Below are 13,559 nucleotides of genomic sequence, written 5' to 3'. Positions count from 1 at the left end.
CAAGCCACAAAGTAGTAGGAGCAAAAAATGAAAAAACTTTTGATTGTCGCTACAATCCCAGTGACATTGAGTAGCTTTTTCCCCTACATTACACGCCACTTACAAACTAAGGGCTGGTGTGTGGATGGTATGGCGTCTGGAATCTCTAGCGATACTAAATGCCTGGAACTGTTTGATCATGTTTGGGATGTAGAGTGGTCACGCAACCCCCTAAAATCACAAAACCTCATGGTTGCACCACAACAAATTCGAGAAGTGTTGGCACAACAGGAGTACGACATAGTCAATGTGACCACACCAGTAGCTGCGTTTGTCGCTCGTTTGGCACTCAATGATTTACGCAAGCAGGGCAAGTTGAAGATGATTTACACTGCCCAGGGATTTCACTTCTATCGTGGGGGGTCAACAATCAAAAACTCTGTCTTTTTAGGACTAGAAAAGCTTGCTGGGCCTTGGACTGACTATCTAGTTGTGGTAAATCATGAAGACGAGGAGGCAGCAAAGCGTTATCGTCTTGTTCCTAATCAAAGAGTCCGCTACATCCCAGGAACAGGATTGAATATTGAGCGTTTTTATCGTCATGCCATTGCTGAAGCTGAAATCATCCACCTGCGCCAAGAGTTAGGTATACAACCTGATACTCCATTGTTTCTCTCAGTCGCTGAGTTCATTAAACGCAAACATCCTCAAGATATTTTAAGAGCATTTGCTCGCCTTGCTCGACGGGAAGTATGTTTGGCTTTTGCTGGCAATGGACCACTGATGGCTCAGATGCAGCAGTTAGCATCTCAATTAGGGATACAAAATCAAGTGCGCTTTTTGGGGTTACGCCGCGATATTCCTACTTTAATGAGTGCGGCAGTAGCTACTGTGCTTGCTTCTGAACAAGAGGGGCTACCCAACTGTGTCATGGAGTCTTTGTGTATGGAAACTCCAGTGATCGGCACGGATATCCGAGGAACCCGAGACTTACTAGAAGGAGGTTGTGGTCTGCTCTTCAAAGTGGGAGATATAGAGGCACTGACAGCAGCAATGGCATGGATGTTGGATAATCCGCAAGCGGCTAGAGTCATGGCTCAGCGTGGGCGAGAGCGCATCGCTGACTATGAAGTGTCGCAGATTGTGAAGCAATACGAGGCTTTATATGGGGAGGCTATATCGCCCAGAGAATTCGCTAGTGCTTCTGGGCGGTGAAAAACTCAAGACGCAACGTTTTTTCATTAATTAGACTTAAGGATGTATTTATGAATGGTAAACATTTCCAGGGTGAGCGTGTCACAACGTATAACACATTCATCAAGCCTGTATGCGATCGCGCCGTAGCAGCAATCGCCCTATTGGCTCTGACACCCCTGATGCTCATAGTTGCGATCGCCATCTACAGGAATATGGGAGGTCCTATTTTCTTCCGCCAACCCCGCCCAGGTAAAAATGGTGGTATTTTCAGCTTCTATAAATTTCGCACCATGACCAATGAGAGAGACACAGAAGGGAACTTATTACCTGATGAACGGCGCTTGACACCTCTGGGTAAATTTCTTCGCCAATCCAGTTTAGATGAACTCCCTCAACTTTGGAATGTGCTTATAGGCGACATGAGCCTTGTCGGCCCTCGTCCCTTGTTAGTACAATACTTAGAACGCTATACACCAGAACAAGCTCGCCGTCATCAAGTTACGCCAGGAATCACGGGCTGGGCGCAAGTTAATGGTCGCAATGCAATCCCCTGGGAGGAAAGGTTTGCTTTGGATGTTTGGTACGTAGAGCATCAATCTCTGCAATTAGATTTGTGGATCATGATGCTGACAGTATGGAAAATTCTCAAGCGTGAAGGTATTAACCACCCGGAAGCTGCAACTATGTTTGAATTCAAAGGAAATCCTCAGAGAATCCAAGAGAGCGTAAATATCACCTAGTACCAAGTTGTAGTCATACAGACAACTTGTCATGCTGTTCTTTGTAGCACCAACAGGACTTACGCATGCATTATGAAGAAACGTAGACGCAACGGTGAGGCAGTGAGTGAGCAGTTCTCTTGGAGGAGCCAGCGCGAATGACGGTGAGTCCAGCGCTGCAGGAGGGTTTCCCGAACTCACAGCGACTGGCGTTCACCGAAGGTGTGCCGAAGGCATACCCGAAGGGCTTTCTCGACCCAGGCGACTGCGTGTCTCCTCCGGAGGACAGGCGCCGAGAGCGCTTAAGCTCCCACCGGGTGAAGGCACAAAGCAGCGTCTGGGTTGGGTGAAACCATGACAAAACCGGACAACCTTCTCCCACGAGTACTCTTAAGGGATCCACAGATATCTGTGGTGGGGGCAAAAAAGGCGGGGTTTCTCAATTAACAGTGCTTATTGACATCAAACCCCGCCTTTTTTGCCAAGGTTGTCCGGTTAAGTCTCGGAAAAATGTAGCGGCTACACCAGAAGGCATACCCGTAAGTCGTAACCAAAAAATCAATTCATATCGAGGAGATGGGATCATGACTATAGCAATCCACAAGAGTACAGAAGCGAAACCTTACCACAAGCCGTATCAATTTAAGCGCTTTCTTGATCTACGGTGGTCTGATATTAACTGTGATCTACATATGCATACTAGTTGGACAGATGGGAAAGCTGGTGTTTCAGACATTCTAGAGTTGTCTGTCCGCGAAGGTTTAAGTTACGTAGCCTTCACAGAACATGTCCGCAAAGATACAAATTGGTTTCCAGAGTTTGCCCAAGAAGTCAGGTCAAAAGCAGAGGCTTATTTTCAACTTAACGTACTGGTAGGTTGTGAAGCGAAGGCACTCGATATCAATGGTGGATTGGATGTTTCAGAGGAAATTTTAGCTGAGTGCGATCTGGTGTTAGGTAGCGTTCACCGCTTTCCGAATAGTCAAGGGGGGTATATCAATGTGTCTCACCTAACTTCACAGGGATTTGCCCAAATTGAATTTGAACTAGCTCTCGGCTTACTGAAGTTTGCACCTATAGATGTGTTAGCTCATCCCGGTGGTATGTATTCTAGACTTCACGGCGAGTTTCCGGCAGAGTTCATGCGCGAGTTAATGAAGGTTAGTCTAGAGCGAGGCATTGCTATGGAAATCAATACCTCTTACTTGCGTAATCTACCTAATTTCCTAGAGTTATGTGCAGAACTTAACCCTTATGTTTCTATCGGTTCAGATATGCATCGTCTAGAGCAGCTAGCTAATTGTCGAGATCAATTACATCGGTTAGGAGTGGGAGCGTGATGAAAGTATTAGTGACTGGAGCGGGTGCTCTATTAGGTCAGGGCATCATCAAGAGCCTACGGATGGCTAATACTCCTTACCATATCATTGCGGTTGATCCTGATCCTCGGGCTGTCGGCTTGTATTGGGCAGATCAATCATACTTAGTTCCCCTAGCCATAGATCCATCTTATTTAGATGTCGTCTGCCGCATTCTTGAGCGCGAAAGACCTGATGTGGTTCTCATTGGCACAGATGTGGAACTGCTCACGTATGCTCAAAATAAGTCAGATCTGGAATCGAGATATAAAACGCGAATCATCGTTAGCCCACCTCATGTCATTCAGATTGCTGATGATAAATGGTTGACTTATGAGTTCCTGCTAGCAAATGGATTTCCTTGTCCCAAATCAGCTTTGCCTAGTGGGATTTCTAAGCTGTTACGCGAATGCGATTTTCCATTGATCGTTAAACCTCGGACTGGTGCTCGTTCTATTGGTGTTCACCTCGTGAGGAATGAGGAAGAACTCTATCAAGCATTAAGCCAAGTAGAAAATCCTGTGATTCAAGAATGTGTTGCCAATGCTGAGCAAGAGTATACCAGTGGCGTAGTCATAGATATGGGAATTGCCAAGGCAGTAGTCACCATGCGGCGTGATTTGCGCCATGGCAATACTTATCGCGCTTATGTGGAACCTGATGCTCCTTTCAACTGTTTGCTAGCAAAGATTGCTGAACAATTGGGTGGAACGGGACCGTTAAATTTTCAATTTCGGGTTGAACAAGGAATCCCGAAAATTTTCGAGATTAATGCCCGTTTCTCTGGCACCACTCCTCTGCGTGCTTATGCTGGATTTAACGAGGTGGATTACCTCGTACGGCATTATGTTCTAGGCGATTCTATTCGAGTACCTCAAGTGCGAGCGATCGCCATTTTCAAGTATTGGAATGAAATTGTCGTTGAACCAGACCAACTGGAACGATTCACAAATAATTTAGAGCTTCTCAATGCTGTGGTTGCATGAATACCCAAGTTATTCAATTATCAAATCCTTTGTGGTTAGAAACACTACAAAAAATACCGCATGATATTTATCAATTGCCCGAATATTTTGCTTTGGAAGCCATCAGAACCAAAACACTTCCGGAAGCTATTTTGATACATGATGACGACCGAATTCTGTTTGCACCGTATTTGCTGCGCACCTGCAATGACATAGAGACTTCAGCAGAATATATACAAACAGAAATTTTTGATGTGGTTTCACCTTATGGCTATCCAGGAATTTTGTTGAGTCAGACAGCTGTGAACACCTCAGATTTTCTGGATATTGCTATCAATGAGTTAAAACAGGTGTTAAGACAAAAGGGAGTCTGCTCAGCTTTTTTTAGACTGCATCCCATCATTAATCAGAATTTATCTGCAAATTCCCATTTGGGTGTTTTTATAGATAACGGGAAAACAGTCTCTAGAAATTTGGAACTTTCTGAGCAAACAATCTGGTATCAAACTCAGCCAGGCCGGAGAAAAAAAATAAATCAATGCAAGCAAAGTGGATTAAAAGCCAGGATGGTCGTATTTGAGGAATACATTGATGAATTTGCAGAAATTTATGCAGAGACAATGACGCGAGTGAGTTCGGCAGCAATGTATTATACTTTCAATAATGAATATTTTTCCCACATGAAAGACCTACTGGGGAAAAAGCTGCATTTATGTATAGTAGAACTCGACAATCAGGTGGCTTCGGCAGCCTTATACACTGAGTACTGTGGCATAGTGCAGAATTTGTTCCGGGGAACGAGAACTAAGTTTTGCGACCTTTCCCCGAGTTCCTTAGAAATTGATTACGTGAGATTTTGGGCGAAAGAACGTGGGAATAAGATTTTACACTTGGGAGGAGGGCTGGGAGGATCACAAAATAATCTCTACAATTTCAAAGCTAGTTTCTCTAAACTCAGGCACATTTTTTTGACAATGCGCTTGATTATAGATGAAGAGAAATATCATTTCTTAGTTGGACAGCGGGCAAAATATTTGAACATTGGTTCTGAACAACTACTAAATTCTCACTTTTTTCCTGCTTACCGTTATCAAGAACAAAACTAAGATAAATATCTTAGTTTTCTCCACTCGTCATCCGAGTGGAGACAGTTTTTGTTTTCAGATGAGTCAAGGGAGAATGCATACTTCCTTGGAAACATTAAAACAAGCACGAAATCAGGGAATGCTGTATTTTGTTTGTACAAAATAAATACAAAAAAAATAATCTTGGGTTCGCTTGTGAAAAGTGAAACAGAACTATGAATAAACCAATTCTCCTCTCAACTCCCCATATGGGCGATCGCGAACTAGAATTCGTCAAACAAGCTTTTGATACGAACTGGATCGCCCCTGTTGGTCCCCATGTCGATGCTTTCGAGCAAGAATTTTGTCAAGTTATAGGTGCAAGTCATGGTGCTGCTGTAAGTTCCGGTACAGCAGCGATCCATTTAGCTTTGCGTTTGGTTGGTGTACAGCCAGGAGATGAAGTTTTTTGTTCTAGCCTAACGTTTGTGGCTACTGCTAACCCGATCACCTATTTAGGAGCAAAACCAGTCTTTATTGACTGCGATCGCATTTCTTGGAACATGAATCCCGACTTATTGTGGGAAACACTACAGCGCCGTGCTAGGATGGGAAACTTGCCCAAAGCTGTTATACTTGTACACTTATACGGTCAAAGCGCAGATATCGACCCGATTGTAGAAGCTTGCGATCACTATGGAATTCCTTTGATTGAAGATGCAGCCGAATCTTTAGGAGCCACCTATAAAGGACGTTCGCCCGGAACCTTTGGAAGAATTGGTATTTACTCCTTCAACGGTAATAAAATTATCACGACCTCTGGCGGCGGGATGTTAGTTTCTAACGACGAACAGCTGGTGAGCAAGGCTCGTTTTTTAGCAACCCAAGCGCGCGATGGACAAAGCCCCGCCAAGGGCGATCGCACTCCCCATTACCAACACTCAGAAATTGGCTACAATTATCGGCTTAGCAATGTTTTGGCTGGGATTGGTCGGGGTCAATTGCGTGTTTTGAACGAGCGAGTTGCGGCTAGAAGACGCAACTTTAATATCTACCAAAAGGCTTTAGGAAAACTACCAGGCATTGAATTTATGCCAGAGGTGAGTTTTGGTAGAGCGACTCGCTGGCTAACTTGCCTAACAATAAATCCTGAGGCTTTTGGCGCTTCTAGAGAACAAGTCCGCCTCGCTCTTGCCGAACAGCAAATTGAATCGCGTCCAGTCTGGAAGCCTTTGCACCTCCAGCCAGTCTTTGCTGATTGTGAATATGTTGGTGGTGCTATATCAGAAGATTTATTTGCACGCGGTCTTTGCTTACCTTCTGGCTCGAATCTCACAAGTGAGGACTTAGAGCGAGTCATTGATGCAATTTATGCTGTTCACTATAACCATAGCAAAAATCCCTCTTCCCTATTCACGGTTTTGTAGCTAATTTACAGCATAAAAAAATTATCTTCTGTCAAAATTTCATATTGTTAGTTTGATGCAATATTCATTGTATCTAACTATAGCAATCCGCGCAGGATTTCTGAAAAATCTTAGTATTGTAGGGTGGGCAGTGCTTACCGTATTTTGCCCATTACATCCAGGTTTTGCTAAGCATTGCCCACCTTACGTGTCGTTCAAAAATCTGCGGAGGAGTCCTATAACAATATGAAAAATTAACATAGACTGAAAATTGCTTGAAACATTATGGAAACACAAGAAAGTAGTTTAAATTTTGCCAAATACTTGCACCTCGTCAAGCGTCATTGGTTACCTGCTGTAGCAATATTTTTCCCGGTTTTCCTGATATCACTGCTAGCTCTAACTTTGAAAAAGCCTGCTTATGAAGCAGAAGGAAAACTGTCGTTTCAAAGAACTAACACGATTTCTTCCCTCACAGGAGTAGGAACAGAAATCAGCAGGTTAGAACCCTTGGTAACTGATAGAAGTAATCCTCTAAACACAGAGGCAGAAGTCATTCGTTCTGTTCCGGTTATACACAAAACTATCAACCAACTCAACTTGAAAAACAGAAAAGGAGAACCCTTAACCACGAAGGAATTTATGAAACTGTTGACAATTAAAGACGTTAAGGGTAGCGATGTTTTACAAGTTTCCTACAAAGATACTGACGCGAAAACAGCAGCAGAGGTTGTTAATACGCTGATGCAAAACTATTTAGGCCAAAATATCGTTTTCCATAGAATCGAAGTTGCAGCTGCCCGCAAATTTCTAGAGGAACATTTACCAAAAGCCGAATTAGTTGTCCGCAAAGTAGATGCACAACTCCGCCAGTTCAAAGAAAAAAATCAAGTTGTTGCCTTGACAGAGGAAGCGACTAGAGCAGTGGAAAGAATGGCTGACTTGCACAAACAAATTGGCGACTCTCAATCTAGAATTGCCGATCTCGATGCTCAGTCTCAAGCTATCCGCAACCAATTGAAGATGAACTCCCAGCAGGCGGTTAGTACGACTTCTCTGAGTCAGTCTCGAGGCGTGCAAGATATACTCACAGAAATTCAGCAGCTAGAAACTCGACTTGCTGCTAGGAGAGTTATTTTGCAGGAAAATCATCCCGAAATTATCAATTTAAAAAGTAACTTAGTAGCGCTCAGAAAAATACTAAAAACGCGTGTCAAAGAGGTTGCAGGAACCGCACAATCAAATGTAAATAACAACTTGCAAATTGGAGAATTGCAACAAACACTCAGTGCCAGGTTAGTGGAATTAGAGTCAACCCGTTTGGGTTTAACTAATCAAGTCATGGCTTTAAGTAACCTACAAACTAACTACAGAAAGAGGCTGAAGGTGTTGCCGAGATTGGAGCAACAACAACGAGAGTTACAACGTCAGTTAGAAGCCGCTCAATCTACCTATTCGCTGTTATTACAAAAGCTCCAAGAAAGCCGCATTGCCGAAAATCAGAATGTAGGCAACGCCCGCATTATATCTGCTGCCCAAGTTCCTGAAGATCCGGCTTCTTCTCCTATGATTTCGTATCTGAGTGCAGCCTTAATTGCTAGCTTAGCTAGTTTAGCAAGTATGTATATTTTGGAAGCAAGAGATAAATCCATTAAGACTGTTGATGAGGTCAAAGAATTATTAAGATTGACTTTATTGGGTGTCATACCTGCCTTTAGTAATTCCAAAAAATCTCCTCGCCACAAGGAAGAACTAGAGCCTTATAGCCAAAGACTTGTTGTCAGAAATACACCTCGTTCTCCCATTAGTGAATCTTACCGGATGCTACGAGCAAACTTGAAGTTTGTGAGTGCCGATAAAGAATTAAGAACTATGGTCATCACTAGTTCTGTACCGCAGGAAGGTAAATCAACAGTAGCTGGCAATTTAGCTCTAACAATAGCGCAAATGGAGCGTAAAGTATTACTGGTAGATGCAGATTTGCACCGCCCAGTTCAGCATCGAATTTGGGAGCTAACAAATGATAAAGGTCTGAGCAATGTGATTGTTGGACAAGCGGAATTAAAGACAGCAGTCAAAACCGTCATGGATAATTTAGATATTCTTACTGCTGGCGTAGTACCTCCTTCTGCAGCCTCTCTGCTTGACTCCAGAAAAATGGCTGGCTTGATTGAAACTTTTGCTGCTACCTATGACTTCGTAATCATTGATGCTCCTTCATTAACGGTTGCTGCTGATGCTGCGACTCTAGGTCAAATGGCTGATGGTGTTTTGTTGGTAGTTCGACCGGGAGTAGTGGATTCTGTTAACGCCGCTATTGCTATGGAAGTTTTGGAAAAATCTGGTCAGAATGTCATAGGACAGGTGATAAATGGAGTTATTCCAAAAAATGAACGCCACAGCTACTACTACTTTAACAAGGAATACTATCCGCAAGAACAGGTAGCATTACAGAAAAGTTGAAAAGCTGTCTCATAAGATTTAGCGCGAAATACAAAAAATCTTGACCTTCAAATAGCCAAGCAATTTCTTGTGATATACCTCTACTATCAACTAGAGTTGAATCCATGTAGTCAAGTTTTTGGCGTCACTTATACAGATAACAATAGGCTAAAAACCAGGCTAAAAAACAGCAATCTTAGTTTATTGAGCATCAGGTAAAACATTTTATGCTGTGGGTATTTTGTCTATCCATATTCTGTACTTGCGCTCTAGTAGCAAACGTGCAGAATATGGATGTAGAAACTTTTGAAATCTCATTAGTCATTCGTTTGAGGGAACAATGGCATTTATGAGAGGAGTGAGTATGTATAATCAAAACGGCTATATAGTAAATTTTTTTGGGCTATCTGTAGACTCGATAGAAATCATCAGCTACCTGCGAAAAAATTTACAATTGAAGGAATTTTGCCAAAAAATTTTCTATAAAAACATTATTGATCAAGCTGCTCAGGAAAGAAGTTTAATAGTGACTCCAGAAGAAATTGAGACAGAGACAAACTACTGGCGGTTGGAAAAACATTTGGAGACAGATGACGATATTATTGTGTGGTTAACAGAGCAGATGCTTACTGTAGAAGATTGGACAGAAGCAATTCGCGATCGCCTCCTAGAGCAGAAATTATCTGAATCTTTATTTAGCCAAGAAGTAGAAAGCTTTTTTATTCAACATCAGCGTGATTTTGATCAGGTATTGCTTTATCAATTGGTTGTCCCCCACGAAGATTTAGCTCAGGAACTCTTTTATCAAATTTCGGAGCAACAAATTAGTTTTTATGAAGCTGCCCATTTATATGATATTGATGAAAGACGCCGTGATCAATGTGGTTATGTAGGGAAAATTTACCGTTACAATTTCAATCCAGAACTTGCAGTTATCGTGTTTAATGCTGGCGTAGGAGAATTAATTGGTCCAGTGAGAACTCAAGACGGAATTCATTTGTTGACAGTAGAAGAGTTTATTCCATCTGAACTTACCACTACAATACGGCAAAATATCTTAAATCAGATGTTTATGCAGTGGTTAGAAAGTCAGCTTGATAATATGTTGCAAAGTGATGGTTCAATTTAACAGTTACCAGTTATCAGTTATCAGTTATCAGTCCTGAGTCCTGACGGCGGGCGCTTTGGGGGATGCGCTCACCGCCACCAACGCTCTCTGGTGCTCTTGGTGGGGGACGCGCGACCACTCGTATTTAACTGATAACTGCGGCTGGTACTGTTCACTGTTAAAGACAGTTACATAGGGGGATTTAAACCCCCTATGTAACTGAGGAGCCAGTGTCGTGGTGAGGCAGCACTGTGGGAGGGTTTCCCTCGTGCCGGCTCTGCCTTTCATGGTTTCACGACTTGAGACATCTGGCGTACTACGTATAGACGTAGGGATCTTAGACCCTTTAATTTACGATAATACCCCCACCATAATCTTTGATTTGGTGTGGGAGGATGTCACGCAGCACGCACGCGATCGCATCCCACCACGTAAGTAACCAGATCAGTCGTATTGGATTTGTGTCTACGATTCTTGCCTTCTTTTTGTGCATTTGCACAATTGCAATGACCAACAGGAAAAAATTCTTTGGTCAAATGCCCAATGAACTGGAGTTCGCGACAGAGTAATGTTAAATCAGTCGTCCAAGAGGTGAATGCGTGTCCCACAGAAATCGACTCAGCAAGCATCTACCCATCGCTCGGATAGCTATCGTGCGATCGCTTCCCGGATTGGGCGATTTACTGTGTGCTGTCCCTGCGATGAGAGCGTTACGAGCAGCTTTCCCACAGAGCCACATCACCCTGATTGGTCTTGCGTGGGCAAAAGCTTTCGTCGAGCGCTTCAGCCATTACCTTGATGAGTTCTTAGAGTTTCCCGGCTATCCAGGAATTCCTGAAATTGCTCCACCTGTCCACAAAATACCACAGTTCTTGGCTAGGGTACAGCAACAACACTTTGACTTGGCATTGCAAATGCATGGTAGCGGTATCATCAGCAATACTTTCACCGTCTTACTTGGTGCGCGTGTCAACGCTGGTTTTTATCTGCCTGGTCAATACTGTCCAGATGCAGATTATTTCCTACCATACCCAGATCACGAACCAGAAGTATGGCGTCACCTGCGGTTGATGGACTATTTGGGAATACCACTCCAAGGAGATGCGCTGGAATTTTCCCTAAGTAAAGAGGATTTTTCGGCTTTGCACAAAGTCGAGGAAGTGCAAGCTCTCCAGAAAGGAAAGTATGTCTGCATTCACCCTGGTGCAAGTGTGCCAGAAAGACGTTGGTCTGTGGAAAATTTTGCTGCTGTTGCTGATGCAATTGCTGCTCGTGGTTTCCAGGTTGTGCTGACTGGCACAGCACCAGAAGCAAATCTCACGCAGTCAATTGCCCAGATGATGCAAGCAAAGCCGATTAATTTGGCGGGAAAGACCAACTTGGGTGCATTGGCAGCGCTTTTGAGTCACGCAGAATTGCTGATATGTAACGATACTGGTGTATCGCATTTAGCAGTAGCTTTGGGAGTGAAAAGTGTTGTGATTTTTACCAACTCTGACCCGCATCGTTGGGCACCGTTAAACCGCAATATTCACCGGGTCTTAAGTTCTGAGTCAGTTTTGCTCCAAACCGCAGAGACGCAAAAGATGCAGAGAGGGAGAGATGGAGAAGACAATTTAATTTCCTCATTTCCCTACCACTCCATCACTCCATCAATGGTGATGGTTCAGGTAGATGACCTGCTGTCAAAGGAGGTAACAAATGTTACCTAATTTGACGAATATGCAAAAAGTTCTGGTGATGCAAGTCGGTAGTCGTCAGGACTTAATACAAACGATTCCTGCACTCCAAAAGTTGCGCGAACTGCTAGGAGATGCCACCATCACATTGATGGTTTCTCCATGTAGTAGCGAAATAAGTATAGAACTGCCTTGGGTAGATGAAGTCTTTGTCTATGAGGGTGGTGACACATTTGTAGATGCTGAACGCGAATTGGCGTTGATATCCAAGCTTCGCCAAAGCGCTTTTGATTGTGCTGTCATTTTCACGAATCCTGGAGAGTCACCTTATCCGCTAGCATATATTTGCTATTTGGCAGGAATTCCCATACGTATCGGTCAGTCGCAAGAGTTCGGCGGTGGCGTTCTTTCCGAGTGGGTGAAGCTGTCATCAAAAGAGACTCACCCAGTAGATAAACACCTTTTCTTGCTTACATAAGATTTCGTAGTGAGGACTTTAGTCCTCTTCAACTCAAAGCTTGGACTAAAGTCCTTACTACAAACAACTTTTCTTATGAATAATTTTCGGAACATAATATTTAGTCGTTTGTTTTCCTTTGCATATGACTAATGACAAATGACCAATGACTAATAACTATGAAACCATTACGTATCCTCACCTGGCATATTCACGGTAGCTATCTCCACTACTTAACACAGAGTCACCATCACTTTTATTTGCCTGTCAAACCAGAACGACCTGAAGGTTATGGCGGTCGTTTAGGGGGTTTTCCTTGGTCAGATAATGTTTATGACGTTCCCGCAGAGGAAGTTAGAAATCTCCAGTTTGACTGTATTTTATTTCAGTCGCGTAAGAACTATCTTGAAGACCAATACGAAATTCTCTCTGAGTCACAGCGGCGGCTACCCCGAGTTTACCTTGAACACGACCCACCACGGGAACACCCAACAGATACACGTCATGTTGTAGATGATCCAAACGTGCTGCTGGTTCATGTGACGCATTTTAACCAACTTATGTGGGATAGTGGTCGCACTCCGACTCGTGTGATTGAACATGGGGTGATGATACCCGATGGTGTTCGCTACAGAGGTGAACTGGAACGGGGACTGGTGGTGGTGAATGGCTTGCGATCGCGCGGTCGTCGTTTAGGTGTAGATGTATTTGAACGTGTCCGTCAAGAAATTCCTCTGGACTTGGTTGGTATGGGTGCAGAAAAACTCGATGGACTCGGCGAGATACCACATCATCAACTACCAGCATTTGCTTCACGCTACCGCTTTTTCTTTAATCCCATCCGCTACACCAGCTTAGGACTTGCTGTATGCGAAGCCATGATGGTGGGTTTGCCAATCATTGGACTCGCAACGACAGAAATGGTCACAGTAGTAGAAAACGGAGTTTCTGGCTACGTCGATACCGATATTAACAAGCTCATTGACAAAATGCACCAACTTCTGCACGACCAAACCCATGCACAAAAGTTGAGCCAAGGTGCAATCGCAACAGCGCAAAAACGCTTTAACATCCAAAGATTTTCTCAGGACTGGGACGAAGCATTTCAATCAGTCATTAGTCCTTTGTCCTCTGTTCTTAGCAAATGACTAATGACAAAGATGTAGAGACGCGCTGTTTGAAGCG

Annotated in this window: 13 protein-coding genes; 12 read left to right on the top strand and 1 reads right to left on the bottom strand. The window is 43.5% G+C overall.

Annotated features, from left to right (window positions below; genetic code table 11):
- Positions 1–27: 27 nt before the first annotated feature.
- The 9 genes from ACM0OZ_RS27525 (at position 28) to ACM0OZ_RS27485 (ending at position 10,259) form a co-directional block, all read left to right on the top strand.
- On the top strand, positions 28–1,194 hold the full coding sequence (locus ACM0OZ_RS27525) for a glycosyltransferase (RefSeq protein ID WP_414586013.1): 1,167 nt from the start codon (positions 28–30) through the stop codon (positions 1,192–1,194).
- Positions 1,195–1,244: 50 nt separating this feature from the next.
- A complete protein-coding gene (locus tag ACM0OZ_RS27520; protein WP_414586012.1) occupies positions 1,245–1,916 on the top strand; it encodes a sugar transferase in 672 nt (223 codons plus the stop codon).
- 106 nt (positions 1,917–2,022) lie between these two features.
- Positions 2,023–2,253: a hypothetical protein gene (locus ACM0OZ_RS27515; RefSeq protein ID WP_414586011.1), complete on the top strand. Its 231-nt coding sequence runs from the start codon at positions 2,023–2,025 to the stop codon at positions 2,251–2,253.
- 226 nt (positions 2,254–2,479) lie between these two features.
- Entirely contained in the window at positions 2,480–3,235 is a 756-nt protein-coding gene (locus ACM0OZ_RS27510; RefSeq protein ID WP_414586010.1) for a PHP domain-containing protein, read from the top strand.
- A complete protein-coding gene (locus ACM0OZ_RS27505; protein ID WP_414586009.1) occupies positions 3,235–4,239 on the top strand; it encodes an ATP-grasp domain-containing protein in 1,005 nt (334 codons plus the stop codon). Before ACM0OZ_RS27510 ends, ACM0OZ_RS27505 begins: the two co-directional genes overlap by 1 nt.
- Positions 4,236–5,324 (top strand): peptidoglycan bridge formation glycyltransferase FemA/FemB family protein, encoded by a 1,089-nt coding sequence (locus tag ACM0OZ_RS27500; protein ID WP_414586008.1) that lies wholly within the window; start codon positions 4,236–4,238, stop codon positions 5,322–5,324. Before ACM0OZ_RS27505 ends, ACM0OZ_RS27500 begins: the two co-directional genes overlap by 4 nt.
- A 194-nt stretch (positions 5,325–5,518) precedes the next feature.
- Positions 5,519–6,709, top strand: coding sequence for a DegT/DnrJ/EryC1/StrS family aminotransferase (locus ACM0OZ_RS27495; RefSeq protein ID WP_414586007.1), 1,191 nt, complete (start codon positions 5,519–5,521; stop codon positions 6,707–6,709).
- A gap of 264 nt (positions 6,710–6,973) precedes the next feature.
- Positions 6,974–9,151, top strand: coding sequence for a GumC family protein (locus tag ACM0OZ_RS27490; protein WP_414586006.1), 2,178 nt, complete (start codon positions 6,974–6,976; stop codon positions 9,149–9,151).
- A 343-nt stretch (positions 9,152–9,494) separates the two neighbouring features.
- Positions 9,495–10,259: a peptidylprolyl isomerase gene (locus ACM0OZ_RS27485; RefSeq protein WP_414586004.1), complete on the top strand. Its 765-nt coding sequence runs from the start codon at positions 9,495–9,497 to the stop codon at positions 10,257–10,259.
- A 377-nt stretch (positions 10,260–10,636) separates the two neighbouring features.
- Here ACM0OZ_RS27485 and ACM0OZ_RS27480 read toward each other — a convergent pair whose 3' ends face one another.
- Entirely contained in the window at positions 10,637–10,846 is a 210-nt protein-coding gene (locus ACM0OZ_RS27480; RefSeq protein WP_414586003.1) for a hypothetical protein, read from the bottom strand.
- Between ACM0OZ_RS27480 and ACM0OZ_RS27475 the strand changes: the two genes are divergently transcribed.
- The 3 genes from ACM0OZ_RS27475 to ACM0OZ_RS27465 all read left to right on the top strand — a co-directional run bounded on the left by ACM0OZ_RS27475 (position 10,838) and on the right by ACM0OZ_RS27465 (position 13,522).
- Positions 10,838–11,950: a glycosyltransferase family 9 protein gene (locus tag ACM0OZ_RS27475; RefSeq protein WP_414586002.1), complete on the top strand. Its 1,113-nt coding sequence runs from the start codon at positions 10,838–10,840 to the stop codon at positions 11,948–11,950. The genes ACM0OZ_RS27480 and ACM0OZ_RS27475 overlap by 9 nt on opposite strands.
- The gene (locus tag ACM0OZ_RS27470) at positions 11,940–12,395 is read left to right on the top strand and encodes a glycosyltransferase family 9 protein (protein ID WP_414586001.1); all 456 of its coding nucleotides are present in this window, start codon (positions 11,940–11,942) and stop codon (positions 12,393–12,395) included. Before ACM0OZ_RS27475 ends, ACM0OZ_RS27470 begins: the two co-directional genes overlap by 11 nt.
- 158 nt (positions 12,396–12,553) lie before the next feature.
- Complete coding sequence (locus tag ACM0OZ_RS27465) at positions 12,554–13,522, top strand: glycosyltransferase (RefSeq protein ID WP_414586000.1); 969 nt, start codon at positions 12,554–12,556, stop codon at positions 13,520–13,522.
- The last annotated feature ends 37 nt before the right edge of the window (positions 13,523–13,559 follow it).

The sequence above is a fragment of the Scytonema sp. PCC 10023 genome, assembly GCF_963920835.1.
Lineage (GTDB): Bacteria > Cyanobacteriota > Cyanobacteriia > Cyanobacteriales > Nostocaceae > Kalymmatonema.
Note: the sequence above shows the minus strand (reverse complement) of the source record. Positions and strands in the feature narration are given on the sequence as shown.

What these genes read in the sequence shown, in the direction of transcription:
- ACM0OZ_RS27510 (WP_414586010.1), top strand. Translation starts at nt 2,480, where the DNA reads ATGACTATAGCAATCCACAAGAGTACAGAAGCGAAACCTTACCACAAG.
- ACM0OZ_RS27500 (WP_414586008.1), top strand. Translation starts at nt 4,236, where the DNA reads ATGAATACCCAAGTTATTCAATTATCAAATCCTTTGTGGTTAGAAACA.
- ACM0OZ_RS27485 (WP_414586004.1), top strand. Translation starts at nt 9,495, where the DNA reads ATGTATAATCAAAACGGCTATATAGTAAATTTTTTTGGGCTATCTGTA.
- ACM0OZ_RS27470 (WP_414586001.1), top strand. Translation starts at nt 11,940, where the DNA reads ATGTTACCTAATTTGACGAATATGCAAAAAGTTCTGGTGATGCAAGTC.
- ACM0OZ_RS27505 (WP_414586009.1), top strand. Translation starts at nt 3,235, where the DNA reads ATGAAAGTATTAGTGACTGGAGCGGGTGCTCTATTAGGTCAGGGCATC.
- ACM0OZ_RS27490 (WP_414586006.1), top strand. Translation starts at nt 6,974, where the DNA reads ATGGAAACACAAGAAAGTAGTTTAAATTTTGCCAAATACTTGCACCTC.
- ACM0OZ_RS27525 (WP_414586013.1), top strand. Translation starts at nt 28, where the DNA reads ATGAAAAAACTTTTGATTGTCGCTACAATCCCAGTGACATTGAGTAGC.
- ACM0OZ_RS27520 (WP_414586012.1), top strand. Translation starts at nt 1,245, where the DNA reads ATGAATGGTAAACATTTCCAGGGTGAGCGTGTCACAACGTATAACACA.
- ACM0OZ_RS27465 (WP_414586000.1), top strand. Translation starts at nt 12,554, where the DNA reads ATGAAACCATTACGTATCCTCACCTGGCATATTCACGGTAGCTATCTC.
- ACM0OZ_RS27495 (WP_414586007.1), top strand. Translation starts at nt 5,519, where the DNA reads ATGAATAAACCAATTCTCCTCTCAACTCCCCATATGGGCGATCGCGAA.